Annotated in this window: 30 protein-coding genes; 20 read left to right on the forward strand and 10 right to left on the reverse strand. The window is 53.9% G+C overall.

The window, feature by feature from the left end; genetic code table 11:
- The first annotated feature begins 4 nt into the window (after positions 1-4).
- Positions 5-964, forward strand: a complete 960-nt coding sequence (locus tag PUT07_RS28285; RefSeq protein WP_274472134.1) for a TRM11 family SAM-dependent methyltransferase — start codon at positions 5-7, stop codon at positions 962-964.
- Here PUT07_RS28285 and PUT07_RS28290 read toward each other — a convergent pair.
- Together PUT07_RS28290 and PUT07_RS28295 are read right to left on the reverse strand one after the other, a co-directional pair.
- Complete coding sequence (locus PUT07_RS28290) at positions 961-1,575, reverse strand: DUF3298 and DUF4163 domain-containing protein (protein ID WP_274472135.1); 615 nt, start codon at positions 1,573-1,575, stop codon at positions 961-963. The genes PUT07_RS28285 and PUT07_RS28290 overlap by 4 nt on opposite strands.
- A gap of 721 nt (positions 1,576-2,296) precedes the next feature.
- The gene (locus PUT07_RS28295; protein WP_274472136.1) at positions 2,297-2,464 is read right to left on the reverse strand and encodes a hypothetical protein; all 168 of its coding nucleotides are present in this window, start codon (positions 2,462-2,464) and stop codon (positions 2,297-2,299) included.
- A gap of 167 nt (positions 2,465-2,631) precedes the next feature.
- Between PUT07_RS28295 and PUT07_RS28300 the strand changes: the two genes are divergently transcribed.
- On the forward strand, positions 2,632-3,201 hold the full coding sequence (locus PUT07_RS28300; RefSeq protein ID WP_274472137.1) for a pyridoxamine 5'-phosphate oxidase family protein: 570 nt from the start codon (positions 2,632-2,634) through the stop codon (positions 3,199-3,201).
- A 3-nt stretch (positions 3,202-3,204) separates the two neighbouring features.
- Here PUT07_RS28300 and PUT07_RS28305 read toward each other — a convergent pair whose 3' ends face one another.
- The gene (locus PUT07_RS28305; protein WP_338000780.1) at positions 3,205-3,597 is read right to left on the reverse strand and encodes an acyl-CoA thioesterase; all 393 of its coding nucleotides are present in this window, start codon (positions 3,595-3,597) and stop codon (positions 3,205-3,207) included.
- Between the two features lie 223 nt (positions 3,598-3,820).
- On the opposite strand from PUT07_RS28305, the gene fumC reads away from it, so the two are divergent.
- A complete protein-coding gene (gene fumC / locus PUT07_RS28310) occupies positions 3,821-5,209 on the forward strand; it encodes a class II fumarate hydratase (RefSeq protein ID WP_274472139.1) in 1,389 nt (462 codons plus the stop codon).
- A 279-nt stretch (positions 5,210-5,488) separates the two neighbouring features.
- Here fumC and PUT07_RS28315 read toward each other — a convergent pair whose 3' ends face one another.
- Positions 5,489-5,902, reverse strand: a complete 414-nt coding sequence (locus tag PUT07_RS28315; protein WP_274472140.1) for a hypothetical protein — start codon at positions 5,900-5,902, stop codon at positions 5,489-5,491.
- 40 nt (positions 5,903-5,942) lie between these two features.
- Entirely contained in the window at positions 5,943-6,692 is a 750-nt protein-coding gene (locus PUT07_RS28320; RefSeq protein WP_274472141.1) for a YtxH domain-containing protein, read from the reverse strand.
- Positions 6,693-6,922: 230 nt separating this feature from the next.
- On the opposite strand from PUT07_RS28320, the gene PUT07_RS28325 reads away from it, so the two are divergent.
- The 6 genes from PUT07_RS28325 (at position 6,923) to rsbW (PUT07_RS28350) (ending at position 13,274) form a co-directional block, all read left to right on the forward strand.
- Positions 6,923-8,059, forward strand: a complete 1,137-nt coding sequence (locus PUT07_RS28325; RefSeq protein ID WP_274472142.1) for a PP2C family protein-serine/threonine phosphatase — start codon at positions 6,923-6,925, stop codon at positions 8,057-8,059.
- A gap of 122 nt (positions 8,060-8,181) precedes the next feature.
- Positions 8,182-10,083 (forward strand): 1,4-alpha-glucan branching protein GlgB, encoded by a 1,902-nt coding sequence (gene glgB / locus PUT07_RS28330; RefSeq protein WP_274472143.1) that lies wholly within the window; start codon positions 8,182-8,184, stop codon positions 10,081-10,083.
- 7 nt (positions 10,084-10,090) lie between these two features.
- A complete protein-coding gene (locus PUT07_RS28335) occupies positions 10,091-11,272 on the forward strand; it encodes a glucose-1-phosphate adenylyltransferase (protein WP_274472144.1) in 1,182 nt (393 codons plus the stop codon).
- Positions 11,273-11,299: 27 nt separating this feature from the next.
- A complete protein-coding gene (glgD, locus tag PUT07_RS28340) occupies positions 11,300-12,400 on the forward strand; it encodes a glucose-1-phosphate adenylyltransferase subunit GlgD (RefSeq protein ID WP_274472145.1) in 1,101 nt (366 codons plus the stop codon).
- A 128-nt stretch (positions 12,401-12,528) separates the two neighbouring features.
- The gene (locus PUT07_RS28345; protein WP_274472146.1) at positions 12,529-12,861 is read left to right on the forward strand and encodes an STAS domain-containing protein; all 333 of its coding nucleotides are present in this window, start codon (positions 12,529-12,531) and stop codon (positions 12,859-12,861) included.
- On the forward strand, positions 12,858-13,274 hold the full coding sequence (gene rsbW / locus PUT07_RS28350) for an anti-sigma B factor RsbW (RefSeq protein WP_274472147.1): 417 nt from the start codon (positions 12,858-12,860) through the stop codon (positions 13,272-13,274). The genes PUT07_RS28345 and rsbW (PUT07_RS28350) overlap by 4 nt, the downstream gene beginning before the upstream one ends.
- A gap of 200 nt (positions 13,275-13,474) precedes the next feature.
- Here rsbW (PUT07_RS28350) and PUT07_RS28355 read toward each other — a convergent pair whose 3' ends face one another.
- Positions 13,475-13,930 (reverse strand): Dps family protein, encoded by a 456-nt coding sequence (locus PUT07_RS28355; RefSeq protein WP_274472148.1) that lies wholly within the window; start codon positions 13,928-13,930, stop codon positions 13,475-13,477.
- A gap of 162 nt (positions 13,931-14,092) precedes the next feature.
- On the opposite strand from PUT07_RS28355, the gene PUT07_RS28360 reads away from it, so the two are divergent.
- The 11 genes from PUT07_RS28360 (at position 14,093) to PUT07_RS28410 (ending at position 21,836) form a co-directional block, all read left to right on the forward strand.
- Complete coding sequence (locus tag PUT07_RS28360) at positions 14,093-14,548, forward strand: DUF948 domain-containing protein (protein ID WP_274472149.1); 456 nt, start codon at positions 14,093-14,095, stop codon at positions 14,546-14,548.
- 15 nt (positions 14,549-14,563) lie between these two features.
- Entirely contained in the window at positions 14,564-14,932 is a 369-nt protein-coding gene (locus tag PUT07_RS28365) for an STAS domain-containing protein (protein ID WP_274472150.1), read from the forward strand.
- Positions 14,929-15,387, forward strand: a complete 459-nt coding sequence (gene rsbW, locus PUT07_RS28370) for an anti-sigma B factor RsbW (RefSeq protein ID WP_274472151.1) — start codon at positions 14,929-14,931, stop codon at positions 15,385-15,387. The genes PUT07_RS28365 and rsbW (PUT07_RS28370) overlap by 4 nt, the downstream gene beginning before the upstream one ends.
- Positions 15,384-16,154 carry a sigma-70 family RNA polymerase sigma factor gene (locus PUT07_RS28375; protein ID WP_274472152.1) on the forward strand — a complete coding sequence of 257 codons (771 nt, stop codon included), beginning with the start codon at positions 15,384-15,386 and terminating at the stop codon, positions 16,152-16,154. The genes rsbW (PUT07_RS28370) and PUT07_RS28375 overlap by 4 nt, the downstream gene beginning before the upstream one ends.
- A 265-nt stretch (positions 16,155-16,419) precedes the next feature.
- Positions 16,420-19,236 carry a CHASE3 domain-containing protein gene (locus tag PUT07_RS28380; protein WP_274472153.1) on the forward strand — a complete coding sequence of 939 codons (2,817 nt, stop codon included), beginning with the start codon at positions 16,420-16,422 and terminating at the stop codon, positions 19,234-19,236.
- Positions 19,233-20,099: a CheR family methyltransferase gene (locus PUT07_RS28385; RefSeq protein ID WP_274472154.1), complete on the forward strand. Its 867-nt coding sequence runs from the start codon at positions 19,233-19,235 to the stop codon at positions 20,097-20,099. The genes PUT07_RS28380 and PUT07_RS28385 overlap by 4 nt, the downstream gene beginning before the upstream one ends.
- 114 nt (positions 20,100-20,213) lie before the next feature.
- Complete coding sequence (locus PUT07_RS28390) at positions 20,214-20,747, forward strand: DUF1003 domain-containing protein (RefSeq protein ID WP_274472155.1); 534 nt, start codon at positions 20,214-20,216, stop codon at positions 20,745-20,747.
- A gap of 92 nt (positions 20,748-20,839) precedes the next feature.
- The gene (locus tag PUT07_RS28395) at positions 20,840-21,004 is read left to right on the forward strand and encodes a DUF1328 domain-containing protein (RefSeq protein ID WP_274472156.1); all 165 of its coding nucleotides are present in this window, start codon (positions 20,840-20,842) and stop codon (positions 21,002-21,004) included.
- 63 nt (positions 21,005-21,067) lie between these two features.
- On the forward strand, positions 21,068-21,448 hold the full coding sequence (locus tag PUT07_RS28400; protein WP_274472157.1) for a general stress protein: 381 nt from the start codon (positions 21,068-21,070) through the stop codon (positions 21,446-21,448).
- A 36-nt stretch (positions 21,449-21,484) separates the two neighbouring features.
- Positions 21,485-21,631: a hypothetical protein gene (locus PUT07_RS28405; protein ID WP_274472158.1), complete on the forward strand. Its 147-nt coding sequence runs from the start codon at positions 21,485-21,487 to the stop codon at positions 21,629-21,631.
- 37 nt (positions 21,632-21,668) lie between these two features.
- The gene (locus PUT07_RS28410) at positions 21,669-21,836 is read left to right on the forward strand and encodes a hypothetical protein (protein WP_274472159.1); all 168 of its coding nucleotides are present in this window, start codon (positions 21,669-21,671) and stop codon (positions 21,834-21,836) included.
- A 265-nt stretch (positions 21,837-22,101) separates the two neighbouring features.
- Here the strand turns inward: PUT07_RS28410 and PUT07_RS28415 are convergent, their stop codons facing one another.
- The 4 genes from PUT07_RS28415 to PUT07_RS28430 form a co-directional block, all read right to left on the reverse strand.
- A complete protein-coding gene (locus PUT07_RS28415) occupies positions 22,102-22,302 on the reverse strand; it encodes a cold-shock protein (protein WP_274472160.1) in 201 nt (66 codons plus the stop codon).
- Between the two features lie 72 nt (positions 22,303-22,374).
- Positions 22,375-22,575, reverse strand: a complete 201-nt coding sequence (locus tag PUT07_RS28420) for a cold-shock protein (RefSeq protein ID WP_274472161.1) — start codon at positions 22,573-22,575, stop codon at positions 22,375-22,377.
- A 391-nt stretch (positions 22,576-22,966) separates the two neighbouring features.
- The gene (locus PUT07_RS28425; RefSeq protein WP_274472162.1) at positions 22,967-24,583 is read right to left on the reverse strand and encodes a copper amine oxidase N-terminal domain-containing protein; all 1,617 of its coding nucleotides are present in this window, start codon (positions 24,581-24,583) and stop codon (positions 22,967-22,969) included.
- A 176-nt stretch (positions 24,584-24,759) separates the two neighbouring features.
- Complete coding sequence (locus PUT07_RS28430) at positions 24,760-25,128, reverse strand: LSm family protein (RefSeq protein WP_274472163.1); 369 nt, start codon at positions 25,126-25,128, stop codon at positions 24,760-24,762.
- Positions 25,129-25,177 lie beyond the last annotated feature (49 nt).

Below are 25,177 nucleotides of genomic sequence, written 5' to 3' on the forward strand. Positions count from 1 at the left end.
GCAGATGACATGTATATATATTTACGCCTGCCACGAAGACGAGCAGGCGCTGTGTGAGTTAGAGCTGCGCACGATGCTGGGCGCAGCTACGATCGTCGGCGCGGGCTACGCCGTCAGCCCGCGCCGCGTGGAGCCAAGCCGCAGCCCGTTCCTGAAGCTGCGGCTGGATGTCCTCTTCGAGGCCTCCAGTCTAGCGGAGCTGGCCTCGCAGGTAGAGACGTTGGCCGTGCGCGGGGCAACGTTCAAGGTCGCGTTCGCGGAGACGGACACGCCGGTCAGCTATGACCGGCAGCGGGACGCCGAACGCACGATAGGCCGGCATCTCCGCGGCAAAGCGGAGATGCGCCGGCCGGCGCAGTGGTTCGCCGTGACGGAGCTGCAAGGCCGCTGGCTGTTCGGCGACTGCGCCCACGGCGAAGCCGTCTGGCTGCGGCATCAGCAGAAGCCGCAGAACTACTCCACCGCCCTGAGTACGCGCGTCGCGCGGGCGGTGGTGAACATTGCCGTGCCCGTCACCGAGGGCGCGAGGGTCATTGACCCGTGCTGCGGCATCGGCACGGTGCTGGTGGAGGCGATGTCGATGGGCATCGACATCGTTGGCAGCGACATGAACCCGCTGGCGGTGCGCGGCGCGCGGGTGAATCTGGCCCACTTCGGCATGCCGAACGTGGTGCAGCTCGCGGATATGCGGACGCTGGAGCCGGGCGTGCAGGGCCGTGACCGGGGCCAGGAACAGGGCCGCTACGACGCGCTCATCCTCGACATGCCGTATAATCTGTGCTCCGTACTGCCGGACGACGAGCAGCTCGAGATGCTGCAAGCCGCTCGCCGGTTGGCCCAGCGCGCCGTCATCGTCACGACGGAGCAGATCGATCCGCTCATCGAGCAGGCGGGCCTGCGCATCATCGATCGTTGCGAGGTCCGCAAAGGGAGATTCAGCCGGCAGGTGATCGTCTGTCGTTAACTGATCATTTTACCTAGCGGACCGTCCTCGGCGATGATGTCCTGGATGGCATAGATGGATATCGGGAAATAAAGGAAGCCGTACACATAGGCCGCTAATTCATACACTTGAAAGTAAATGACCAGCGATTTATCGGCAATATAGAAATCCTGATCCGGTCGAATCGCTTGGAAGTCGACCAGCAGCGGAATGTTCCGTTGTTTAAGCTCGGCCTTAATGATTTCGCTTAGCCTGCCGACATAATCGCTGCCGGGTTTAAACAAATCCTTGAGCGCGTAAGCTTTGCCGGTTTCCGTGTTGAAGGTCAAGGCATTCTGAATCGTCAGTCCGTGCGCACCGCCGGAAAAGGCATAATTCCACAAGGTCAAGCTCAGCACGTTGCGTTCATTTGTTTTCAGCTCATAATAGGCCGTTACATCCGTTTGCGGATTCTGGGGATAGCCTTGATCGTGAAGCTGCTTATTAACGGCATTAACAATCGCCGTGTTCATGGCGCGTTCTGCGGTGTAGGGCATATGGTGAATAACAGCGGGGTAGAGCAGTCTTAATTTGTCGCGCAGCACTTGATAGGTCTGTATACTGACCGGGTGCTCCAATTCATCCAACCTCATGCTTATCATCCATCTCTCACGTTTTTAATCCAATTTATTCGGCGGATGGGCGTTTGGTTCTTTCAAGTATAGTGCGGTTATCCTTAGCGGGAGCCGAAGCAGGCTGAGATGCAGCTGTAACTGGATTTTCTCCCTCTATTTCAGCGACATAATGCTCAAGTTGAGGGGACAACTGGAAAAAAACCCGTTAATTTTGGCAACCGCTGGTAGCATCTCGAAAATCACCATTTAGCTGGAGATATTCCCGTTATGCGCCAAATAAGCAATCTAGACTATGGAATAACAGGAGTTTTTCCAGTTACTGCACGGATCGGCTGGGGGACGGATCACGGAGCTGGGCGTAATGGTATGGGGGCGAGCTAGCTGGCGCCGGAACAACTGGGATTTTTCTCGGAGCGGATCGGGCAGGGATACGTGTCTCTGAGCGGCGTACAATGGTATGGAAGTATAGCCAGTCTGGCACCGGAATAACAGGAGTTTTTCCAGTTACTGCACGGATCGGCTGGGGGACGGATCACGGAGCTGGGCGTAATGGTATGGGGGCGAGCTAGCTGGCGCCGGAACAACTGGGATTTTTCTCGGAGCGGATCGGGCAGGGATACGTGTCTCTGAGCGGCGTACAATGGTATATGGAAGTATAGCCGTCGGCGCGAAATAAAAAAGAGCTCTCCCCAACCGCTGCGGGCGGTGGGAAAGCTCTTTTTTGCCTTTTTATAGGTCATTATTCTTGGGAGGATGTATCTTCATTGGCATTGGTGGCATTGGCTGTCGAGCTTTGGAGCAGTGAGCTCAGCTCCTCCACCTGCTGCTTCGCTTGGCTGTCTTCCGCATTCGCCTCAGCTGCATTAATAGCATGGCTTACCACGTCGTTTTGATTGTTCGCTGGCATGTAGAATCACCTCCTCATTTTTCAACTAACTCAGTATGCCTCGGATGGAATCATATCATGCAAGAGTTGGTTATAGATTTTTCCTATAAATGAAGTCTGATTTATGTATTTCACAAATACGGTTATGAAGAGCATAATAGAAGAAAATGGAAGGGTGTGGATGGGGAATGGGGAAATCATTCGAGTCGATTTTACCTGAGCACGAAGCGTTTATTGCCAAGCAGCATATCTTTTTCGTGGGGTCGGCTCCTTTGTCGGGGGAGGGGCATGTGAATCTTTCGCCGAAGGGGCATGACGTGCTGCGCATTGTGAATGCCAATGAAGTGGCATATTTGGATTTGACCGGAAGCGGCAACGAGACGAGTGCGCATCTCGAGGAGAACGGGCGAATTACCGTGATGTTCACTGCCTTTGAAGGGCCGCCGATGATTCTGAGGTTGTATGGGCAGGGGCGCGTTATTTTGCCGGATACACCGGAATGGGAGGCGCTGGCCCCCCGGTTTACGATGCTGCCCGGAGCCCGGCAAATTATTGCCGTACACGTCCACGAGGTCAAAACCTCCTGCGGCTTCAGTGTTCCATTCTACAACTACGAAGGCGAGCGGAACACGTTGCAGAAGTGGGCGGCCGGGAAGGGCGAAGAGGGCTTGCTTGAATACTGGCAGCAGAAAAATATGACCAGCATGGACGGCATGCCCACACCGCTGGGGCAAAAGTTATCCACAAAGAGCCTTTAACTTCTAGCTAAAATGCTTCCGTAAAGCTTCTGGCGCCTCCACGCTTTTGCGCGTCGTGCTGTCCATGGTCACGCTCGTTACCAGCGCGTCCGCGCACAGTGTTCCCTGCTCGTTATAAATCTCCTGCTTCAGCACGTAGCTGGTTCGGCCGATACGTTCGGGACGGCAAGTGATGGTCAGATGCTCGCCTTGTTTGCATTCTTTTTTGTAATTGATGTTGATGTTGACCGTGACGGTTTGAATGCCCATCGCGCCGAAGGTATCGTAGGAGAGCTCGCTGAGCTCATACCATTCCTCGCGACCCCATTCGAGATATTCCAAATATTTGGCATTGTTGACGTGGCCGTTCACATCGATCTCCGTTGAGCGGACGACGATAGCTAGTTTGGATTCCATATGTGAGAGCTCCTTTGGGAACCTGCGGGACAGGTGGTTTTGTAGTATGTACTCGCTTAAACTCATTCTTGCTCGATTATAGCTTGATTAACCTATGGAAAACCAGTTTATGGCTCATAGCGCCCCACAATTTGGGTAAACTATCTCTCATGTGTTTGGCCATGGTTCGTGTGTGGTTAACAGTTCATATCGGCTGTTCAAGCCTAATTAAGGAGGATCTATCATGGAGCAGCAATACCGGATTGAACGAGATACGATGGGTGAAATCAGAGTGCCTGTGGATAAGTTGTGGGGGGCTCAGACGCAGCGCAGTTATGAGAATTTCAAAATCGGGACCGAGCGGATGCCAGAGCGGTTGATCGGAGCTTTTGCTTTATTGAAAAAAGCCGCGGCCCAAGTCAACCGCGAGCTGGGCGGACTATCGCCGGAGAAGGCGGATGCTATCGCGCAAGCGGCTGATGAGATCGTGCAGGGACGCTGGCAGGCCGAGTTCCCGCTTGTCGTTTGGCAGACCGGCAGCGGCACGCAGTCGAACATGAATGTCAACGAGGTGATCGCGCACCGCGGTACGGAGCTTCTTGGGGAGGGAGCCGCGCGTATTCACCCCAACGACGACGTCAATCGCTCGCAGAGCTCGAACGATACGTTCCCTACCGCGATGCACGTCGCCGGTGTTCTCGCGGTAGAGCAGGAGCTGCTGCCTGCGCTGGAGCTGCTGCAGGCTACGCTGCACAGCAAGATGATGGCTTATGACTCCATCGTGAAAATCGGCCGCACCCACCTGCAGGACGCCACCCCGCTGACGCTGGGGCAGGAGATCAGCGGCTGGTGGGCAATGCTCGAGCAGACAGGGCGCATGGTCCGCAGCAGCTTGGATGCGATGCGCGAGCTGGCGATCGGCGGTACGGCGGTCGGCACGGGGCTTAACGCGCATCCGGAGTTCGGCGCCCGCGTCGCCGAGCAGCTATCACGTGAGACGGGCACGCGCTTCGTCTCTGCGGCCAACAAGTTTCATGCGCTGACCAGCCATGATCAGATCGTGTACGCACATGGCGCGCTGAAGGCGCTCGCGGCGAACCTGATGAAGATCGCCAACGACGTGCGATGGCTGGCGAGCGGACCTCGCTGCGGGATCGGCGAGATTACGATCCCTGAGAACGAGCCCGGCTCCTCGATCATGCCGGGCAAGGTGAACCCGACCCAGAGCGAAGCGATGACGATGGTCGTGTGCCAGGTCATGGGCAACGATGCGGCCATCGGCTTCGCCGCCAGCCAGGGCAACTTCGAGCTGAATGTGTTCAAGCCCGTGATTATTCACAACTTCCTGCAGTCCGTGCGGCTGCTGGCGGACAGCATGCGCTCGTTCAACGACAACTGCCTCGTGGGCATGGAGCCGAATCGCGCGGTGATTCAGCGCAATCTCGAGCAGTCGCTCATGCTGGTTACCGCGCTTAACCCGCATATCGGATATGAGAAGGCGGCCAGCATCGCGAAGCAGGCTCATAAGGAAGGGCTGACACTGAAGGAGTCGGCTGTGCGCAGCGGCTACTTGACGGAGGAGCAATTTGACAGTTATGTGCGGCCGGAGGATATGGTACAGCCGAAAGCATGACTAACCGGCTGCCGGAAGCTTGAGGTTTGATGCGGTTAGAGGCATCTAGTAGCGGAAATTGAGTGCGTTATTAGGCCTGAAATAGGCTGATTAGCGGTTCAATGGGAAATAGGATGCGCTATTTGGCGGTCTAGGGCTGGATTGCAGGGGAATTGGGCGGAATAAGGCACTGTAGTTCGCCTGCAACCCGAGATAGGCCGGATTTGGCCGAAATAGCGGCTTACAGTTCCCTATGGGCACCAAAAAGGTTGGCAGGATGTGATTCCTGCCAACCTTTTTTTACTGAATCGGATCGGGGATCAGATTCTTCTCTATGAGCTCGCTGTTCGTCTTCATGTGCTTCATCTCGCTGCCGAGCTTCTTCATTTCGTCCAAATCCTGGGCCATGGAGCCATTATTGGCTTCTTCCAGAGATTTGCCGGAGGAGCCGTTGCAGAGCCGCTCCAGCTCGATCAGCTTATCCAGCGCGGCACGGCGCACTTCCAGGGGAACGAATCTGTTCTCCGGGAAGTCGGCCTCGTGGAAGTACACGGTGGTATTGCCGTGCTCCGTGGTAATCGCGGTAAGCCTGAGCGGATAGGAAGCGGCGGTCGCCTCGCTGTAAATGTCCAGTTGATACACGGCTTTCTCCGTATAATCAACACGCCTCAAGCCTTGATCCGTCAGTTGACGGTGCAGCAAGTTTTTATCCATTCGATTCCTCTCCTTTCGATGAGCAGGGGAGACGGGAAGCTTAATGCCTCCCGCTGAAGTAGGCGGGTTTGACCGACTGCATAGACGCAGTCGTATGCTTGGCGGCCTTATCGCCGAACTTGTCGCCAATCTCTTGCGCTTTATCGCCAGCATCGCGTGACAACGCCTGAGCCTTATCGCCGACCTTGTCGCCAATCTCTTGCGCTTTATCGCCGGCCTCGCGAGACAGCGCCTGAGCCTTATCGCCGACTTTGTCGCCAATCTCTTGCGCTTTATCGCCAGCATCGCGTGACAACGCCTGAGCCTTATCGCCGACCTTGTCACCGATCTCGTGCGCCTTATCGCCGGCCTCGCGTGAAAGCGCCTGAGCCTTATCGCCGACCTTGTCGCCAATCTCTTGCGCCTTATCGCTGGCATCGCGTGACAACGCCTGAGCCTTATCGCTGACCTTGTCGCCGATTTCCTGCAGCGTATCGCCGGCTTTCTGGCTCAAAGCCTGAGCGGTCTCGCTGGCCTTCTCAGTGAACTCTTGCATTGTTTCTCCGGCCTTATCCGCCATAGCCTGAGCCTTATCGCTGGTTTTTCCGGCAAGCTCGTGCGTTTTTTGCCCTAAGGCGGAAGCGAGTTGGTTCATTTTATCGTTGATAGTCCGATAGGTGTTTGACAAGTCCTGCCGCATCTGTGCCCCCGCTTTAGGGGCTAACAACAACGAGGTTGCAGCGCCAACAGCACCGCCGATCAATAAGCCTAACCATAAACCGCCTCTGTTTGTTTCGACTGCTTCACTCATAAGTCATCTCTCCTTTTATTGGGGTAATGGGATCCTGCTTGCATACCTGCTTGTACCCTGCCGCCATTGTTTTGAAACAACGGCCTTCCCGTCGATCTGTCTTCGCCTGAGTGCATATGATTGAAATTTTCTGAAATGGGTAGTAATTTAGTGGAAGATCTTTTGGTAGTGAACTATGGTAAACTATGGTAAGGGTTTCTGTTAACTTTTGCCCGAAAGGGGTTCTACCGATGAGTATTGTCATTGTCGACGATAACGCCACGAATTTGCTCATTGTCGAGAAAATTTTGCTGAAAGCCGGATATACCGATCTCACGATGGTGTCCTCCGCCAAAGAGCTGTATCAATTACTGGATATGAATTCGCCCAGCCCGGTCGACGTGCAGGTGGATTTGATTCTTATGGATATGATGATGCCGGAAATCGATGGCGTGGAGGCTTGCCGCACGATTCAAGCAGACGCGAGGCTGCGGGATATCCCGATTATTTTCGTAACGGCCATGGGCGATTCCAACAAGCTTGCGGAAGCTTTGGACGCCGGTGCGCTGGATTATGTGATGAAACCGATCAATAAGGTGGAGCTTCTGGCCCGTATCCGGTCTACGCTTCGTTTGAAATATGAGAAGGATTGGCACAAGGAACGCGACAAGCGGATCAAAACCGAGCTCGACCTGGCGAAGCAAGTCCAGCGCAGCGTGCTCAGCAGCCCGATCGATCAGGAGGATATTCAAATCTCCGCCGTCTATAAGCCTTCTTCCGAGCTGGCTGGTGATTTCTACGCGTGGTATCCGGTCGGACCGGGCCGTTACGGGGTTATTCTGCTCGATATGATGGGACACGGGATTTCTTCATCGCTTGTGTGCATGTATATTTACTCGGCTTTAAAGGATACGATTACGCATATCGGCGATCCGGAAGGCGTCATGCGGGAGCTGAACGCGAGGATGTATCAGCTGCATCAGCCGGATAGCTTGATCAATTACTATTTTACGGCGATCTATATGCTCATCGATACGGAGGAGCATACGATCGAATATGTCAATGCGGGGCATCCGGCCGGACTTGCGCTGGTGGACGGCGAGGCTCGCGAGCTGACGGAGGGATGCTGTGCAATTGGCTTTTTTGAGGACATAGAAGTGACGAAGGGCCGGCTGCGCTATGAGCAGGAAGCCCGGATCGTGTTATTCACGGACGGTTTGTCGGAATGGCTGGATGAGGAAGAACGGGACGGAGTGGCAGCAATCAAGATGGGTTTGCTGTCCGCAAACGGGCACGACCCCGAAGGTTTTGTCGAACGGTTAGATGCCCGCGAACAAAGCGAAACGCCGCAGGATGATATGTGTCTTGTGATGGTGAGCGTCTCCTGAAAAATGTAGAGCAGAACGCACGAAATTACCCTGATAATGGGAAATTTGTGCGTTTTTTGTTTCAATCGGCCCAAGCGTGTGTAATAACGTGTATGAATTTAATCAGCGGGGAGGAATAGGGAATGACCATGGCCTCAGCACCCAATCCGGACGCGATTTATTTATTACACGAGGGTACGCAGTATCAAAGCTACCGATTTCTAGGGGCTCACATCGTAGAGAGGGATTCCGTTAGAGGCGTTCACTTCGCCGTCTGGGCGCCCAATGCGAAGCAGGTGAACGTATCCGGCAGCTTCAACGGCTGGGATGGCCGACATCATGGCATGACGGCCTCGGATGGTGTATGGACGCTGTTCATACCGGAGCTTGAGGAAGGTACGCTGTACAAATATGAAATTATCACACTGGACGATGAATGTTATTTGAAAGCGGATCCGTACGCCTTCTCTTCGGAGCTTCGCCCTGGGACCGCCTCCAGAGTTACCTCGCTGGACGGCTATGTTTGGCAGGACGGGGAATGGCTGTCCGGGAAAGCTGAGAGCGGGTTGTTGCGTCAGCCATTATTGATTTATGAAGTGCACTTGGGAAGCTGGAAGCGCAAGGAGGATGGGGGCTTCTACAGTTACGTGGAGATAGCCGACCAGTTGGTCGATTACGTGGCCGAACACGGCTTCACGCATATTGAGTTGATGCCGCTTGCCGAGCATCCGCTCGACCAATCGTGGGGGTATCAGGTGACCGGGTATTACTCGGTGACAAGCCGGTTCGGCACCCCGCAGGAGTTCATGTATTTGGTGGACCGCTGCCATCAGCGGGGAATCGGCGTCCTTATGGATTGGGTGCCGGCACACTTCTGCAAAGACGCGCATGGCTTGGCCCGGTTCGACGGAACGCCGCTGTATGAATATGCGGACAACCGCAAAGGAGATCATCCGACGTGGGGGACACACGTGTTTGATTACGGGAAGCCGGAAGTGCAAAGCTTCCTGATCTCCAATGCGCTATTCTGGATGGACGTTTATCATATCGACGGACTGCGGGTAGATGCGGTATACAGCATGCTGACACTGAATTTCGGCAGAAAGGCGGAGGACTGCATCACGAACGAGCAGGGAGGCGAGGAGAATCTGGAAGGCATCGCGTTTCTCCGGAAGCTGAATGCGGTCGTTTTCGCGAGATACCCGAATGCCTTGATGATGGCCGAGGACTCGAGCTCGTTTCCCGGTGTGACACGGGGGGTCGACCAGGGCGGATTAGGTTTCAATTACAAATGGAACCTGAGCTTCTCATGGCATACGCTCGATTACATGAAGAAAAGCGATGAAGAACGGACAGGCCTGAAGCCGCAGCTCACACATTCGCTGGAAGAGGCGCGGAAGGAGAATTACATTCTTCCTTATGCGCATGATGAAATGGTAGAGCCGGATAAATCGCTGCTTGGCAAAATGTCGGGAACCGACAGCTGGCAGCGCTTCGCAAATCTGCGCGTACTTTACGCTTACATGATCGCCCATCCGGGCAAAAAGCTGCTGTTCATGGGCAGCGAATTCGGCCAGATGCGGGAGTGGAGGCCTGAAGCGGCGCTCGACTGGGAGCTGCTGAAGGACCCGGCGCATGAACAGCTTCGGCAGTATACGGCGGCTTTGAACCATTTTTACATATCGGAGAAAGCACTGTGGGAGCAGGACTTCGACCCTAGCGGGTTCGAGGATGCAGACTTGGAGGGGGCCTCGGACGGGTTGGTGCAGTTTACCCGGCAGGGGAAGGACGATGAGGAGTCGTTGATGGTCGTCTGCAACTTTAGGCCGGAGCCGCATGAGGGCTATCGCATAGGGGTTGCCAAGCCTGCGCGGTACCAGGAAGTCTTTAACAGCGATCGGCACGAATATGGCGGTTCGGGCGTAATGAACGCTCCTGTCCTCATAGCCGAAGAATGGTCGTGTCAGAATCGTCCTTATAGTATTGCAGTTACGATACCGCCCCTGGCGGCAGTGATGTTCAAACAAACTCAAACGGAAGGATGAGATTCAGATGAGAAAGCAGGAATGTGTGGCTATGCTGTTAGCCGGAGGCGAAGGCAGCAGACTTCGTCCGCTCACCCAGCATATGGCGAAGCCGGCGGTTCACTTCGGAGGCAAATACCGGATTATCGATTTTGCACTAAGCAATTGCCGTCATTCGGGGATCGGTACGGTCGGCGTGTTAACGCAGTACAAGCCTGCCGCATTGCATGCGCATATTGGGAGCGGGGACGTCTGGGCCGGTGCCGGCAGCGGGGGAATTACGATTTTGGACCGGAAGGCTGGCGCATCCAATGCCTACTCGGGAACAGCGAATGCCATCTATCAGAATCTGGACTATCTTCGGGCGTATAACCCGAGCTATGTTCTCATTCTTTCGGGCGATCATATCTATAACATGGATTACCGCAAAATGCTGAAGCATCACCAGGCTTCGGGGGCCGACGTCACCTTGGCGGTTATGCCTGTCAAGTGGGAGGAGGCGAGCAGGTTCGGTATTGTTACCGCTGATAAGCGGGACCGGATTACCGAGTTCGTCGAGAAGCCGTTCAGACCGCAGAGCAATCTGGCTTCGATGGGAATCTATATTTTTAACTGGAAGACTCTGCAGGCGAGCTTGGAACAGGATGCCGGGCATACGGCGTCAAGCCATGATTTCGGGCAGGACATTATGCCAGGCTTACTGGCCTCCGGCGTCCATTTATCCGCCTACCCATTCGAGGGGTATTGGAAGGACGTCGGCACAGTCGAGAGTCTCTGGGAGTCTCACATGGATTTGCTCGGCTATCATCCGAAGCTGCAATTGGAACCGGAGCGTTGGCCCGTACTGACCAGGCGGCGCAATCTTCCGCAGAGCCATGTGGCGCTGGATGCCCGTGTCAATAATGCGGAAATCGGCGATGGCGTGTCCATATACGGCAATGTCAGCCATTCCGTGCTGTTCGACGGCGTGAGCGTAGGCGATCACAGCCGGGTGCTGAACAGCGTAATTATGCCGGGCGTACAGATCGGGCGCCATGCACTCGTGCTGAATGCTATTGTCGGCGAAGGCTCTGTGATCAAAGACGGCGCCATCGTAGGAAAGCCGGGCGAACCCGGCATCACCGTGATCGGCGAACGCACGGTTGTGGGACGGGCTTATCCGGCTGCGCTTCCTGCCAAGCTGACGGGAACGCGGTTGAATTTCATTTAGCCCGCTGGGTCCGAAGGAGGATGCTTTATGGAACATGTTCTCGGTATGATCGACCTGATGAACGACGGGGCTCATTTGTCCGCGCTCACACGCTGCCGGTGTACAGGCGCCGTCCCCTTCGGGGGCCGGTACCGGTTGGCCGACTTTGCGCTGTCCAATCTGAGCCGTGCCGGCATTCGGAAGGTCGCCGTGCTGCCGAGTCCCAAAGCGGACTCGCTGCTTCGGCATATGGGAGACGGCCGTCACCATGGCCTCGAGACGCTGGAGACGCTGCATGAAGCGTATGGCGACTGGCCGTACGGCCGTAACTGCCTTGATGCGTTGCAATCCAGGCAGGAAACGTACGTGTTGATTGCACCCAGCAGCGTCATTTATCTATCGCCGTACGAGCGAATGATGGAGGATCATATCGGCAGCGGCGCGGACATTACCGTGCTCTACAAGCATTGGAGCGAGCTGGACTCTTATGCGCATATGGGACAAGCGTACCGCTTGGAGATGAACGAGCATGGCCGTGTGGTGCAAGCCGTCCCTACCTATCATGCGCTGCCGGATCAATCGCCGCAAAATATCGGCTTGGACACGTTCATCATGAAGCGGGACCTGCTGATCGATCTCGGCCGGTTCCGAGCGAAGCAACAGCGCAGTCTGACTATGAGCGAGCTTGTGTGGGCGCACTTGGACGAGCTGGATGTGCATGGGTTCATGAACCATGGCTATGCCGCTAACATTGACTCCATCGATAGTTACTACGCTCACAGTATGCACCTTTTGCAGCCGCAAGGGTGGCGGCAGTTCATGCAGCATCAAGAGGCTGTTTACACACGGCCGAATGAGGAGCAGGCGATAGCCTGCCACCCGCAAGCTTTGATTCGCAATGCCTTCGTGGCGCCGGGCTGCCGGATCGAGGGGTATGTGGAGAACAGCATCTTATTCGCCGGCGTTGCCGTTCAGCCGGGTGCCCAAGTGCGTAACAGCGTTATTATGCACGATTGCGTCATCGAGGCGGGAGCGGTCTTGGACAAGGTGATTTTGGACAAAGAGGTCACGATTGAGCGGGAAACGGTCGTTCGCGGCGAGTACGCCCACCCATATGTCGGTGAGAAGCACGGTGTATTGTCCTCGTAGCAGGATTGTTCGGCTGGTGAGCCGTTTTCCTGCAACTGCTTAAGAGGCCGGCCTCGCCGCAAAGCTTGTGTAAAGCTCGGACGCTTGTTACACTTGAAGGAGCAAAGACGATAAAAGGAGTGTGGCTCATGTCAACAGTCAAGTTCCAGATTGATCAGGAAGAATTGGAGACATCCATACAGCTTCATCTCCGCGGAGAGCTTGATTTGGCGGCGGCTCTAACGTTCCGCCATGCGCTCGAAGCGGTCGTGCAGCGGACCGACAAGGCATTAGTTCTCGAAGTAGGCGAGCTCAAATATATAGACAGCACAGGGATCGGCATTGTGGTCTCCGCCATGAAGATCCGGGACGAGTTGAAGGCGCCGTTCGCGGTGCGCAACGTTCCTTCCGGCATTAGACGGCTCTTCGATCTGACGGGTATCTCCGGATTTCTGAATGAAGGGATCGAAGGAAGCGCATGAATGTCGTTCGACTGCATATCCCCGCAGCAGCGGAATATTTGGATATCGTCAGGCTTAGCCTGTATGGTATTGCGTCCAAGATGGGCTTCTCTTACGAGGACATCGAGGATCTGAAAGTCGCGGTCTCGGAAGCCTGCAACAATGCGGTGCTTCACGGGGAGACCTCGTCTCCCGTAGGCCAGATCCAGATCAGCTATGAGCTGGGGGATGGCAAGCTGACCGTGAAGGTGAAGGATGACGGCCCCGGTTTCGACTACCAGGGGCCAGCGGAGCCGCCGGCCGTGCCGGCTTCCGGTCCGGTGAGCGAGCTGCAATCCGGAGGCCTCGGTATGTACTTGATGCAGGCACTGGTCGATGAGGTGTCCGTGAACACCGCACAGGGAACCGAAGTTACACTAGTGAAATATGTTTAAGACGAAAGCTCGCCCCAAATCGGTTCATACCGGCTTTGGGGTGAGCTTTTTGCTTATGGCAGGCCTGCAAGGTGGGCAGCAGCGGATATTGGAAGCTCTATGCTTGGTCCCGTGGTACTGCGGGGATTCGCCCAATAGCGAGCCGTATTTCCGCAACTCGCAAGAAAGGCTGTTCACCTACGGTGAACAGCCTTTCTTGATTATCCGAGATATGCTTGAAGCATCCAGCTGTGTTTCTCCAGCGAGGAGCGAATCCCGATCAGCATGTCCGCTGTTGGCTGGTCCTTGCTCTCCTCAGCCAGCTCGATGGCTTCGGTCAGCTCCGTGCAAACCGTGTTGAAGTCGTCGGCCAGCTGTTTCACCATGTCCCCTGCAGACGCCCCCTTAGCCGCTTCTTTGATGGAGGAGAGCTCCAGGTGCTCCTGCAGGGTCGCCGTCGGCACCGCACGCAGCGAGAGCATGCGTTCCGCGATGACGTCCAGATGGAGCGCAGCTTCGGTGTATAGCTCTTCGAATTTGATATGCAGCGTGAAGAAATTCTCGCCTTTCACATACCAATGATAGTTATGCAGCTTCATATACAGAATTGAGAAGTTGGCGACCTGCTTGTCCAGGATGTCGGTAACCGCGTTTGTTTTGGTTGCTGTTTTCACCATGAGTAATTCCTCCATTCATTGGGTAAGGTTGTTTCTTACTTTCTTACCATGTACGTACCCTGTGCGGTGACTTTTGAAACGATGCCGGAAATTTGTTCGGAGTGTTTCATCCGCGAAGGTTCGGGGTATTGATAAGTAATCAAGCAAACAGGGGTGATTGGTATGTTAGTCCAAATTAGCGCAGCCATTGCTGCCGTAGCGTTCGTATTCCTTGTCTTCTATCTCATCCAAACCTTGAAATCGCTGAAGCTTTCTTTGGATCAAATCACTCTGACAATGGGCCAGATGAAGGAAGAGGTATCGCAAATTTCTTCAGAAGTGCAGGATGTCATTCTCAATACGAATGAAATGGCTGTCGATGTTCGAGGGAAGCTGGCTAAGCTGAATCATTTGTTCAGCTCTGTGAACGATATCGGCCAAGTGATCCATGAGCTGACGAGCTCCGTGAAGCAATCGGCAACGGGCCTCATCGATGCCGTCAAGCAAACGCGCTTACCGACAGAAACGCCGGCACTCAGCCGGAAATGGCAAACGATTTGGCAAGGGGCTCAGGTTTCCTTGGAAATGTGGAAGAAATTAAAAGCGAAGAAATCACCGCACGTCGGTGTTATGAAATAGAGAGGAGTCAATCTTGTGAATATACGTAAATTTACCGTCTACAAACAAACGAATGATAAGGAAAATATCATATACTTGAGTGGGGAGCTTGATCTGTCTGCAGCCTCCGAACTGGCGGCCGTATTGGATTCCGTCGTCTCCCAGAAGGATCAGCAGCTGACCTTGGATCTCAAAGAATTAAGATACATCGACAGTACCGGCATCGGCATGTTCGTCTCCGTGCTCAAAGTTAGAGCCGCGATGGGCGCACCGTTCCGTATACAGCATGTCCCGTCCCGAATCGGGCGCTTATTCGAAATAACGGGCGTCGCCCGCTACTTCGTCAACGGCGAGCTTCAACTGCAAACACAAGGTCAATCAGAAAGGAAAGAAGAAATCATATGAGCCCATACATCGGACTTACGATCCCTGCCCAAGCGGAATATTTGGATATTGTACGACTTACCTTATACGGAGTGGCTTCTAAAGCCGGCTTTTCGTTCGAAGACATCGAAGATATGAAGGTGGCGGTGGCGGAAGCTTGCAACAATGCGATATTACATGCTTATGAACATGCCCAGTCAGGGACAGTGGAGATTCGCTTCGAGCAGCAGGATGGCTGCCTGCAGATCGCCGTCAAGGACCAGGGTGCAAGCTTTCATTATGTGCAGAGGGATTCCGAGGCGGTTACCCTGCATCACAAATCGATCGGCGAAGCGGCGGTGGGAGGTTTAGGTATATTCTTGATGCAAGCGTTGATGGATGACGTACAGGTACGGACGAACAGCGGTCAAGGCACAGAGGTTGTCATGAAGAAGCAGTTGGCAGGGCAGCTGAACAGAAAAGAGGAGATGGTATGAATGCTAATGCATCGTCCTCCAAGCCTTTATATGACATGTATGTGAAGATGAAAATCTACAAGGAAACGTCTTGCCCAGAGACGGCTACGGAATTGCTGCTGCACTACGAACCGATCGTTCGTATGGCGGTCGGCAAAATGTCACGGAGCCGTCCTGATTTATATGAAGATTTGTTTCAAGTCGGGCAGATGTCGATGTTGAAGCTGTTCGCCCAATACGACAGCACGATGGATACGCCGTTTGAGGCCTATGCCATGAAAAGCTTGATCGGCCACTTGAAAAATTATTTGCGCGACAAGTCATGGTACATACAGGTTCCGAGACGGATCAAGGAGAAAGGGACGCTTGTTCAGCGGGCTCTGGATGAGCTGACCGTCCAACTTGAGCGCTCTCCGAATGTCGACGAAATTGCGGCTTATTTGGAATTGAGCGTAGAGGAGACGATTGAAATCCTGGCTGGGCGCGACTACTATCACTACACCTCGCTGGACACTCCGCTTACAAGCGAAGGCGACAGCGCGACGATCGGCGATATGATCGCCGGGGCGTCAGACGATTTTCAATCGATTGAGAGACGGATGGACCTCGAGGAGGCCATGACTTGTTTGAAGGAGGAAGAGCGCAAGGTGATCGGCCTCATCTACCGGGAGGGGCACTCGCAGCGGCAAATTGCCGACCAGTTGGGCATTTCGCAGATGAGCGTTTCCCGGATTCAGAAGCGGGCCATGGTGAAGCTGAAGGAGGTTCTTACACCGGGCAGCACATAGAAGGGGTTGCGGCTGGGCGATGAACTTGGTACATCGTTCCAGCCTTTCTTCGTATGTACTGAGTTAGGGGGATGCAGCAAGGCCTGTTCCCGTAGCGTTTGCACCATGACAGGGCAGCTATCCGTCCATGATAAGAGGGGCCGATAATTTCTAGTATATGTCAGCTAGTGGGCGTACTCTTTCTCTCTACCTCCTTAATTATGGTATAGTGAGAATAGTAGAATGTTACCATAACGTTCTCTATGAACTGTGTTGGGAGGCAGCTATGAACTTATTTTTGCGTATGAATATCCGCACCAAAATCTTGCTGGGATATGTTTTTATTATCATATGCTTAGGCGTGGCAATTTTGATCGTAAGCAGCCGTGTCACTGCGCTGCAGAAGGAAGTTAACTTCATATCCAACCACGATTTGGAAGCCCACGATTTGATTAATGCGATTCAGAAAAATATGGTAGACATGGAAACCGGTATGCGGGGCTACATCATAACAGGGGACATCTTATATTTGGAGCCCTATGATACCGCCGGCAAAACCTGGCTCGACAATTATAATAAGCTGATGCAGCTTGTAGATTACAACCAGGCTCAGAAGCAAAGCCTGGAGGCGATCAAGCCGACGATTCAGAGCTGGATCCGTACGGCCGGCGATTATGTGATCAACTTGAAGAAACAAAACAATCAAGCTGCTATCGATGACTATTTTAAGCAAAACTCAGGAAAAAAGTTGATGGATCAGCTGCGCACGCAGTTCGATTCCTTTCTTGCCGCTGAAAAGCAGCTTACGGCTGCCAGGGCTCAGCAGCTGGCGCAAAGCAATTATAATCTTAAAGTCGTGCTTTTTACGCTGCTCGGCATTATTTCTATTTTTGCGATTCTCGTAGCGCTGCTGCTCTCCAACTCTATTACGAAGACGATTAAGCAGGTTACAACGATGATCCGCTATATTACCTCTTCCGAAGGCTCCCTGGAAACGAGGATCGCTGTTTCTACGCAAGATGAGATCGGTGAATTGGCGGGAGCGACGAATGATATGCTGGAGGACTTGGAGAAGCAGAACTGGATACAAACGAACATCGCGGAAGTAGCCACTCTATACCAGGGGATTAACGATGTGGGCTGTTTGAGCGAAGTCTTCATCAGCAGGCTTGCTCCAATGCTCGGCAGCGTCTATGGCGTTGTCTATCTCCGTGAGCAGCATGGGACCGATACCCGCTATGTGAAAATTGCCGGATATGCCGTATCCGGGGAAGCGGCTGCCGCCTCCGTCTTCAAGCCGGGCGAGGGCTTGATTGGGCAATGTGCGCTGGACCAGCGAATCTTCTTGATCGATAGTCTGCCGGAAGACCATGTGAAGATGACATCGGGCCTGGGGGCGTCCAAGCCGCGCAGCCTGCTGGTTGCGCCAATCCTTGTCGATGGCCGGACGGAGGCCGTCATCGAGGTGGCTTCGCTTCATTCGTTCCAGTCGCAGCACTTGACGCTGGTCGATTCGCTGCAGGAGAAGTTCGGCTCGGCGATTGCTAATGTACGCAGCCGAATGGAAGTCGAGCGGCTGCTGTCCGAGTCGCAGATGCTGACGGAAGAGCTGCAAGCCCAGTCCGAGGAGCTGCAGGCTCAATCGGAAGAGCTTCAGATGCAGCAGGAACAGCTGCGTATGACGAATGAATTCCTCGAGGAGCAGAACCATTTCTCCGAGCAGAAGGCGCTGGAGCTGAAGAAGGCGAAGGACGAATTGGAAGAGTACTCGCAGAAGCTGGAGACGAGCTCGCAATACAAGTCCGACTTCCTGGCGAACATGTCGCACGAGCTGCGCACGCCGCTGAACAGCATCATGATTCTCTCCCAAATGCTTGCCGAGAATAACGGCGATCTGCAAATGTCCGAAATCGTGGAGTACTCCCGTGTGGTGAATGCCGCCGGGAAAGACCTGCTGGCGCTGATCGACGATATCCTGGATTTGTCCAAGGTCGAAGCGGGCAAAATAGATATTATGACCGATGACTTCAATGTGACCGAGCTGCCGCAATTAATGAAGCTGATGTTCGCTCCGGTCGCGGAGAAGAAGGGACTGGACTTCGATGTCATCCTGGAGCCGGATGTGCCGAATGTCATTGCGACTGATGGTATGCGACTTCAACAGATCTTGAAAAATTTGCTGTCCAATGCGTTTAAATTTACGGAGAAAGGTTCCGTAACGATGAGAATCGCCTTGGCCGACCCTGGGCGTGTCAAGGAGCTGCTGCATCGGGATCCGGAGGAAAAGGTGCTGGCTATCTCGATTACGGATACCGGCATCGGGATTCCGATCGACAAGCAGCAGGTTATTTTCGAGGCGTTCCGGCAAGTGGACGGCACGACGAACCGCCAGTACGGCGGAACCGGGCTCGGGCTGTCCATTTGCCGCGAGTTTACGAAGCTGTTAGGAGGCTCCATCGTGGTGAAGAGCGAGCTTCACAAAGGCAGCACGTTCACCTTGTACGTACCGAATGCCAGGGAAGCGGATCCTCATGCGGCGAAGAACAATAACGCCCATCAAGGCGAGATCGCTGCAGCTGTTGAGGAGCGTTCGATCGTCTCGGTCTCCGTATCTGCCTCCGCCTCCGCACAAGAGCCGGAACAAAGCCGCACCGCGGCAGCGGTCGGGGACGAGCTGCTGTTGTCCGAAGCGGTTCACTCGGATGCCCAGTTGTTCCACGGCAAGAGGGTGCTGCTTGTCGATGACGACGCGCGCAACGTTTTCGCGCTTGTGACGGCGCTGGAGACGAAAGGCGTGACCGTGGACGTAGCGGAGCACGGCAAAGAAGCCATCGAGATGCTGGGCGAGCATGCCGAGTATGACCTCATTTTGATGGACATTATGATGCCGGTGATGGATGGTTACGAAGCGATGCAGGCGATCCGGGGCGACATGCAGATGCCTGATTTGCCGATCATCGCCTTGACGGCTAAGGCCATGAAGAGCGAGAAAGAGAAATGTCTGGAAGCGGGCGCTTCCGACTATATTACGAAGCCTTTGAATATGGATCAGCTATTTTCGCTTATGCGTGTATGGTTAACGAAGCAGGTGAAGAAACGATGAATCGTAAGTCCATAGAGGAGCCCGTCACTCATGAGAAGCAAGCGTACGAGGACGAGCTGCAGAACATTGAGATTAACCTGCTGCTCGAAGGGCTCTATCAGATGTACGGCTTCGATTTCCGCCATTACGTTCGCTCTTCCTTGCGCAGGCGTATCCTTAACCGCATGAAAGCGGAGAAATTGCCGAATGTCACGGCGCTGCTGGGGAAGGTGCTCCATGAGCCCGGCTTCGTCGACCAGCTGCTGAATGACATGTCGATCCGCGTGACCGAGATGTACAGGGACCCGAGCTTTTTCCGCGCCTTCCGCAACTTGGTCGTTCCCGAGCTCAGGCGGTATCCCGAGATCCGTATCTGGCATGCAGGCTGCGCCACGGGGGAGGAAGTATACTCCATGGCGATTCTGATGCAGGAGGAGGGACTCGCGGAGCGAACGAAGATCTATGCGACGGATATGAACGAAAGAGCTATTGAAGCCGCACAGAAGGGCGCATTCCCGCTGAAGCAGATGCAGGCCTTCACGAAGAACTATTTGGACGCCGGCGGAACGAAGGCATTCTCCGAGTATTACACGACGGACCATCAATATGCGTACTTCCAGCCGCTGATGAAGGATAATTTGATGTTCGCCCAGCATAATCTGGCGACGGACGGTTCCTTTAATGAGTTTCATGTGATTTTGTGCCGCAATGTCATGATTTACTTCGATAACCGGCTGCAGACTCACGTGCACAGCCTTTTCCACGGCAGCTTGGTATCCGGAGGGTACTTGGGCTTGGGCAAGAAAGAATCCATCCTATTCGTACCGGAGGGTGTGAACTACGAGGAGTTTGTTCCGCAGGAACGCATATACCGCAAGAAATGAACCGCAGGGGACTTCGAATGAAGAGCCCAAGCGGTTTTTTGCTGTTGTTTCGACCGCAGATCAGGCGGTTAATTTACTTCTAGATTGTATTTTGATATGAAAAGAGGGATAACGATGGGGAACGAGAAGAGACGGACCGGTGAGCGCATGCCGGAGAAATTGTTAAGAGAGCTGGATAACGAAACCGATGCCAAGCTGAATATCGAGCAGTTAGCCCGGATCACCGCCATGGTTCGCGAGTATCAGGGAAACATCAAGTCTCATCTGACGCATCAGCAGGAAAAGAAGTCGACGTGGGCCGACCGGCTGGCGGATCGCATAGCGTTTTTCGGAGGAAGCTGGACGTTCATTGTGTTCTTCGGCTTGTTTCTGGCAGCATGGATGGCGCTGAATCTGACTCGCTTGGCCTTCGATAAGCCTCCGTTCATATTGCTGAACCTGATTCTGTCCTGCATCTCGGCATTCCAAGCGCCTGTCATTCTAATGAGCCAGAATCGTCAAGCGGCCAGAGATAAGCAGGAGGCTATTCTGGATTTCGCCATTAATTACCGGGCGGAGCAGGAGAATATGGAGCTGAAGGAGCTATTGGAACGGCTGGACAGCAGATTGGAACGGATGGAGCAGCGTGTGTTAGACAAAATGCAGTGAGAGTGAACAAGCCTTGTTTCACATGATGGACAAGCGGGTATTAATGATCATAGCCAAGAACAACAAATAGATCATGAAAGAAGGTGTTTCCTATGTTAGGTTGGGCTATCATGTTCCTGATTATTGCGCTAGTCGCAGGAGTATTCGGATTCTTCGGCATTGTTTCAACAGCCGTAGGGATTGCCAAGGTATTATTCTTCGTGTTCCTGATTATGTTCGTCGTCTCGCTGATTTTCGGCAGACGGAAAGGCTTCTGACGATTACCGTAGTGAGTAGCCAGACGCTTCACCTATACCCTATTCGATTGAGGAGGAACGACCATGAATACTTATCCAAGAGTGAGTGTGACATCCAACCTTCAAGAAGCGCAGGAGCAAGTGAAGCAGCTATACCGCGAGGGTTTTGCAAGGGACAACATTTATGTACTGACACATAGTGAGGACGGCACGGAATTCGTTGCCAACTATACGGGTGCAGAGCAGATTACGATGGCGGAGGAAGGCGTGTTGACGTCGATCGCCAATCTGTTCCGATCCCGCGGCGAGGAGCTCCGGGCGAAGATGAGAGCGCTTGGTGTGTCCGAAGCCGAGGCGACCCGGCTGGAGAGCGAGTTGGATAGAGGCAAGATACTCGTTCTCGGGAAGCCTTCGGGTGAAGGCATGGTGTATGATGAGGCTGATTTCCAACGGACGATATTGTAAAGGAGAAGGTGTCCCGCTGACGGGGCACCTTTTTCGTTGTCCGCGGCGATGCGGCGTGCAGGGCCGGCTAACGGACCCCACGGCCGTTATTCCGGCGTGATCGGCGCGGTCGCGAGTCTAACGGACACCGGAGCGCTTATTTGCCGGTTTCGCGGCGAAATCTCGCCGAAATGGGGCAAATAGCGGCAGCGGTGTCCGTTAGAGAAGGAAAGCGGCTCAAATGCGTGGAATAAGGGCCGCTGTGTCCATTGGCGGGGGGCGGGCTTCGCCGGCTAACGGACCCCACGGCCGTTATTCCGGCGCGATCGGCGCGGTCGCGAGTCTAACGGACACCGGAGCGCTTATTTGCCGGTTTCGCGGCGAAATCTCGCCGAAATGGGGCAAATAGCGGCAGCGGTGTCCGTTGGAGAAGGAAAGCGGCCCAAATGCGTGGAATAAGGGCCGCTGTGTCCATTAGGCGCAGCCGGGTCTCCGTCGCAGCCGATCTCACCTTCCCGGCCAGCGCAGTCGGTTCCTGGTTGCCGTCCCCGCCGGCGACACGGCGCAGCCGTCCCCGCCGATCGCCGGCCGAAACATGAGAAAGCCCTATATACCAGAAGGTATACAGGGCTTTTTCGGGGCTTCTTCGTACTGCCATCGGCTGATCCTTTAAATCAACGCCTGCTGCTTGTGTTCGATAAGGTAGGGAGCATCTTGGAATCTTTGACCATGGCAGAATGACAAATCGGACATTCCGGACTTTCTTCGAATGAAAAGTTATCTCTCATCCAACAGGAGCACTGTTCCGTGCTGCAAGTCCAAATGCTCGTTTGCTCTTCGGGAACTGGTTCCATCGATTTCTTTGAAAAGTACATATGAAACTCCTCCTTGTCATCGTAGATTCAGACTCAGACTCGCAAGCAGTGTATAGCAATATGGAGTAAGGACTACAGCTTGACTACATTTTCAGCTTGCGGTCCGCGGTTACCTTGAACAACTTCAAATTGTACGCGTTGGCCTTCATCCAAGCTTTTGAAACCTTCCCCTTGAATTGCGCTGAAGTGAACGAACACGTCGTTGCCGCCTTCCACTTCAATGAAACCAAAACCTTTTTCTGCATTGAACCATTTAACCGTACCTGTTTCCATGTAACATAAACCTCCAATAATTTGTTCCTGCGTATCGACTTTTGGTTAGTGTAAAACCTGATAGCTTGTTAACAACGCAGCTTTGATAATATATCCAGTTGGAAGGGAGCTTATTCCAATTTCATGAAAATTTCATTTCCGGGCGGATTGACCTCTGCCAAATGCTGCATTTCACTGAGGCTGCTTGCCGCAGCAAAGCCCTGACGCGGGCTCTAACGGCGAGCCCCCGTCTCTAGCTGCCGCACAGGCCTCGGTCCAGCGCCACGGCGCCGAGCGGCCGCCTGTATTGGAGGCCTGTACGCTTCCGCCACAGCCAGCCTTACAGCCGCCGATGGCCCAACCAAAAAAGCTCGCCCCAAAACTCAGACGACCTGAGGGGCGAGCTCTCCTGCTATTCGCGTGAAATATTCACGCTGTAGGTATCCTCATCGAACGCGACTTTGCACCCAAGCTGCTCGGCGATGAAGCGCAGCGGCACGAAGGCTGCGCCGTTCTTCAGAACAGGTGCGCTGTCCAGCTGCACGGACGCACCGTTCACGCTCGCGGCTGTGGAGTCCAGCGTCAGCACAAGCGTCTTCTCGGTCAAAGCGTCCTCGACCTTGATCTGCTTGGCGGCTGCATCCCATTTCACCTCGGCGCCCAGCCGCTCGGAGAGGAAGCGCACCGGCACCATGGCCGCACCTTCCTCGTTAATGTACGGATGACTCGCATCGTACGGCGAGTATTCTTCTTCTTCTTCTTCACTGAGCAGAAGACGGATATCCTGCTTGGCTATCTTGAGATCGTGCCGCAGCAAGTTGTAGAGCGGGGAATCCTTCTTGATCGAGCCGAGTACGGCAGCGCCGTTGTCCTTCGAGATACTGTCCAGATCCTGCGTCCCGCCGGAAACATCAATCGCCGCCGCTTTAACCGGCTTGTTGATATTCCAAATTTCGTTGGTATAGGCGAGCTTCACAGCGCTGACGCCAGAGCTTGGATCGGCGATCGGCAATGTCAGCTCGGACTGAACCTTGCGAATTTGTTTCTCGCCATCTATGTACAGATCGGCTTTCAGTGTGGTCTGGTCGCTCAGGAAAGCTTTGGCCTGCGGGTCCGAGAGGGAGGTGCGCATTTGCTCCATATTCTTATCCCAGTCCTTCAGTTGTTTCCCCAGCATTTGGTTGATGGTTGTATACAGGAATTCGACGGCCAGCGTTTTGTTATCCAAGTAAGCGGTGGCAAGATCGGCATATTCGGAATGCGTCTCTTCCCCGGCGGCGGAGGCCTTCATGGATTCCTTGATGACCGGCACGAGGATGTCGTAGAGATGGCCGAGCATCTCCTTCAATCCTTTCTCATCCGCTGCTACATTCGTCAAGAATGCTTTGAGCAAAGGGAGCAGTTCGCTGCCCTTAATCTCGATTTGAACTTTCTGCAGCGCGAGGGTTTCGTTGTAGACAGTATCCGTAACGGACGAGACGGAAATATGTTCAGGGTTCGGCAAGTTTGTAATGAAGAATTTGTATAAAGCCGGCATAAGCTCGTTCATTTTAGCGATCAGCTGCTGCTGCATCTCGGCGGAAATCGCCGCCGCAGCGGGAGATACAGCAGCTGCTGTATCGTCGAATCCCTTCGCCATATGGATAGAGAAGGGTTTCTTCGCACCTTCGACTTGCAGGATGAAGGCCTTTCCGTTCCATGTCATTTGAAAAGGAATCGATCCCTTGCCATACGTCAACGCACCGTCAACCGACATGTTCATTTTGTCCTGCAGCTGAATGTTTCGCAATTCCAGCTTGGCATGGTTCAGTGCTTCGATGGCTTGCTGGTCTTCTGCGGATAATCCGCCGGAATTGGTTGTGACAAGGTCCAGTTGAAGCGTGGTTTTGGCCGAGGCGGACTGCAGGGTGGCATTGTTCAGAAGAGCCTGTCCTACATCCAAGCCTTGAATTGTTTGGCAGCCTGTCAGCACCATCAGCATCACAGCCAATGCAGCGGAAAGCCACCATGTCATTCTCTTTCTTAACATCTACGAATCTACTCCTTATTATGAAATTGCTAGAGAATAATAGCTGCGATAGATTATACGCATGGATGAAGAGAAAGATGCGGTGGATACAGTAAATTATTACAAATCATGGGATCCGCATATGGCCAAAGAAAAACGCCCCCAGGTCCAAGCAGACCGTAGGGGCGAGATCGTATTTAGGCAAGAAGTAAAATGACGAGCAGTTCGAACAGCACCAACGTCAAAATCTGATTGTATTGAGCGGGTGTGTATACCGGTCTATGGCCTTGATGATGCGGGCTCATCGGAGTCGTCTGCAGATAGGCGTGATGCCCGTCAACGTTGACCAAAACTCCCTCATACGTATGCCCGTCTAGGGTTGTGACACGAATCGTGCGGCCGACATAGGGGTGAAGCGCGTTCATGATCATATTTCTTTTATGCCTCAATTGATTCGGCCAATTGGGTTCTGCCTGATAGAGGACATGGGGACCGTGCTGTCCATGGTGGCCGTGCTGGCCGTGCTGGTCATGTTGACCGGGTTGGAACGGAGGATTCGTATACATGGTTTTCGCTCCTTTATTCGTTACGGCTGCTTCGAGCAGACGCATGTTG

It is taken from the genome of Paenibacillus sp. MAHUQ-63 (assembly GCF_028765165.1).
Classification (GTDB): Bacteria; Bacillota; Bacilli; order Paenibacillales; family NBRC-103111; genus Paenibacillus_E.

Bases quoted from the DNA above. Each gene is read 5' to 3' on its own strand.
- PUT07_RS28285 (WP_274472134.1), top strand. From the start codon at position 5: ATGACATGTATATATATTTACGCCTGCCACGAAGACGAGCAGGCGCTG.
- PUT07_RS28290 (WP_274472135.1), bottom strand. From the start codon at position 1,575: ATGAGGTTGGATGAATTGGAGCACCCGGTCAGTATACAGACCTATCAA.
- PUT07_RS28295 (WP_274472136.1), bottom strand. From the start codon at position 2,464: ATGCCAGCGAACAATCAAAACGACGTGGTAAGCCATGCTATTAATGCA.
- PUT07_RS28300 (WP_274472137.1), top strand. From the start codon at position 2,632: ATGGGGAAATCATTCGAGTCGATTTTACCTGAGCACGAAGCGTTTATT.
- PUT07_RS28305 (WP_338000780.1), bottom strand. From the start codon at position 3,597: ATGGAATCCAAACTAGCTATCGTCGTCCGCTCAACGGAGATCGATGTG.
- fumC (WP_274472139.1), top strand. From the start codon at position 3,821: ATGGAGCAGCAATACCGGATTGAACGAGATACGATGGGTGAAATCAGA.
- PUT07_RS28315 (WP_274472140.1), bottom strand. From the start codon at position 5,902: ATGGATAAAAACTTGCTGCACCGTCAACTGACGGATCAAGGCTTGAGG.
- PUT07_RS28320 (WP_274472141.1), bottom strand. From the start codon at position 6,692: ATGAGTGAAGCAGTCGAAACAAACAGAGGCGGTTTATGGTTAGGCTTA.
- PUT07_RS28325 (WP_274472142.1), top strand. From the start codon at position 6,923: ATGAGTATTGTCATTGTCGACGATAACGCCACGAATTTGCTCATTGTC.
- glgB (WP_274472143.1), top strand. From the start codon at position 8,182: ATGACCATGGCCTCAGCACCCAATCCGGACGCGATTTATTTATTACAC.
- PUT07_RS28335 (WP_274472144.1), top strand. From the start codon at position 10,091: ATGAGAAAGCAGGAATGTGTGGCTATGCTGTTAGCCGGAGGCGAAGGC.
- glgD (WP_274472145.1), top strand. From the start codon at position 11,300: ATGGAACATGTTCTCGGTATGATCGACCTGATGAACGACGGGGCTCAT.
- PUT07_RS28345 (WP_274472146.1), top strand. From the start codon at position 12,529: ATGTCAACAGTCAAGTTCCAGATTGATCAGGAAGAATTGGAGACATCC.
- rsbW (WP_274472147.1), top strand. From the start codon at position 12,858: ATGAATGTCGTTCGACTGCATATCCCCGCAGCAGCGGAATATTTGGAT.
- PUT07_RS28355 (WP_274472148.1), bottom strand. From the start codon at position 13,930: ATGGTGAAAACAGCAACCAAAACAAACGCGGTTACCGACATCCTGGAC.
- PUT07_RS28360 (WP_274472149.1), top strand. From the start codon at position 14,093: ATGTTAGTCCAAATTAGCGCAGCCATTGCTGCCGTAGCGTTCGTATTC.
- rsbW (WP_274472151.1), top strand. From the start codon at position 14,929: ATGAGCCCATACATCGGACTTACGATCCCTGCCCAAGCGGAATATTTG.
- PUT07_RS28375 (WP_274472152.1), top strand. From the start codon at position 15,384: ATGAATGCTAATGCATCGTCCTCCAAGCCTTTATATGACATGTATGTG.
- PUT07_RS28380 (WP_274472153.1), top strand. From the start codon at position 16,420: ATGAACTTATTTTTGCGTATGAATATCCGCACCAAAATCTTGCTGGGA.
- PUT07_RS28385 (WP_274472154.1), top strand. From the start codon at position 19,233: ATGAATCGTAAGTCCATAGAGGAGCCCGTCACTCATGAGAAGCAAGCG.
- PUT07_RS28390 (WP_274472155.1), top strand. From the start codon at position 20,214: ATGGGGAACGAGAAGAGACGGACCGGTGAGCGCATGCCGGAGAAATTG.
- PUT07_RS28395 (WP_274472156.1), top strand. From the start codon at position 20,840: ATGTTAGGTTGGGCTATCATGTTCCTGATTATTGCGCTAGTCGCAGGA.
- PUT07_RS28400 (WP_274472157.1), top strand. From the start codon at position 21,068: ATGAATACTTATCCAAGAGTGAGTGTGACATCCAACCTTCAAGAAGCG.
- PUT07_RS28410 (WP_274472159.1), top strand. From the start codon at position 21,669: ATGCGTGGAATAAGGGCCGCTGTGTCCATTGGCGGGGGGCGGGCTTCG.
- PUT07_RS28415 (WP_274472160.1), bottom strand. From the start codon at position 22,302: ATGTACTTTTCAAAGAAATCGATGGAACCAGTTCCCGAAGAGCAAACG.
- PUT07_RS28420 (WP_274472161.1), bottom strand. From the start codon at position 22,575: ATGGAAACAGGTACGGTTAAATGGTTCAATGCAGAAAAAGGTTTTGGT.
- PUT07_RS28425 (WP_274472162.1), bottom strand. From the start codon at position 24,583: ATGTTAAGAAAGAGAATGACATGGTGGCTTTCCGCTGCATTGGCTGTG.
- PUT07_RS28430 (WP_274472163.1), bottom strand. From the start codon at position 25,128: ATGTATACGAATCCTCCGTTCCAACCCGGTCAACATGACCAGCACGGC.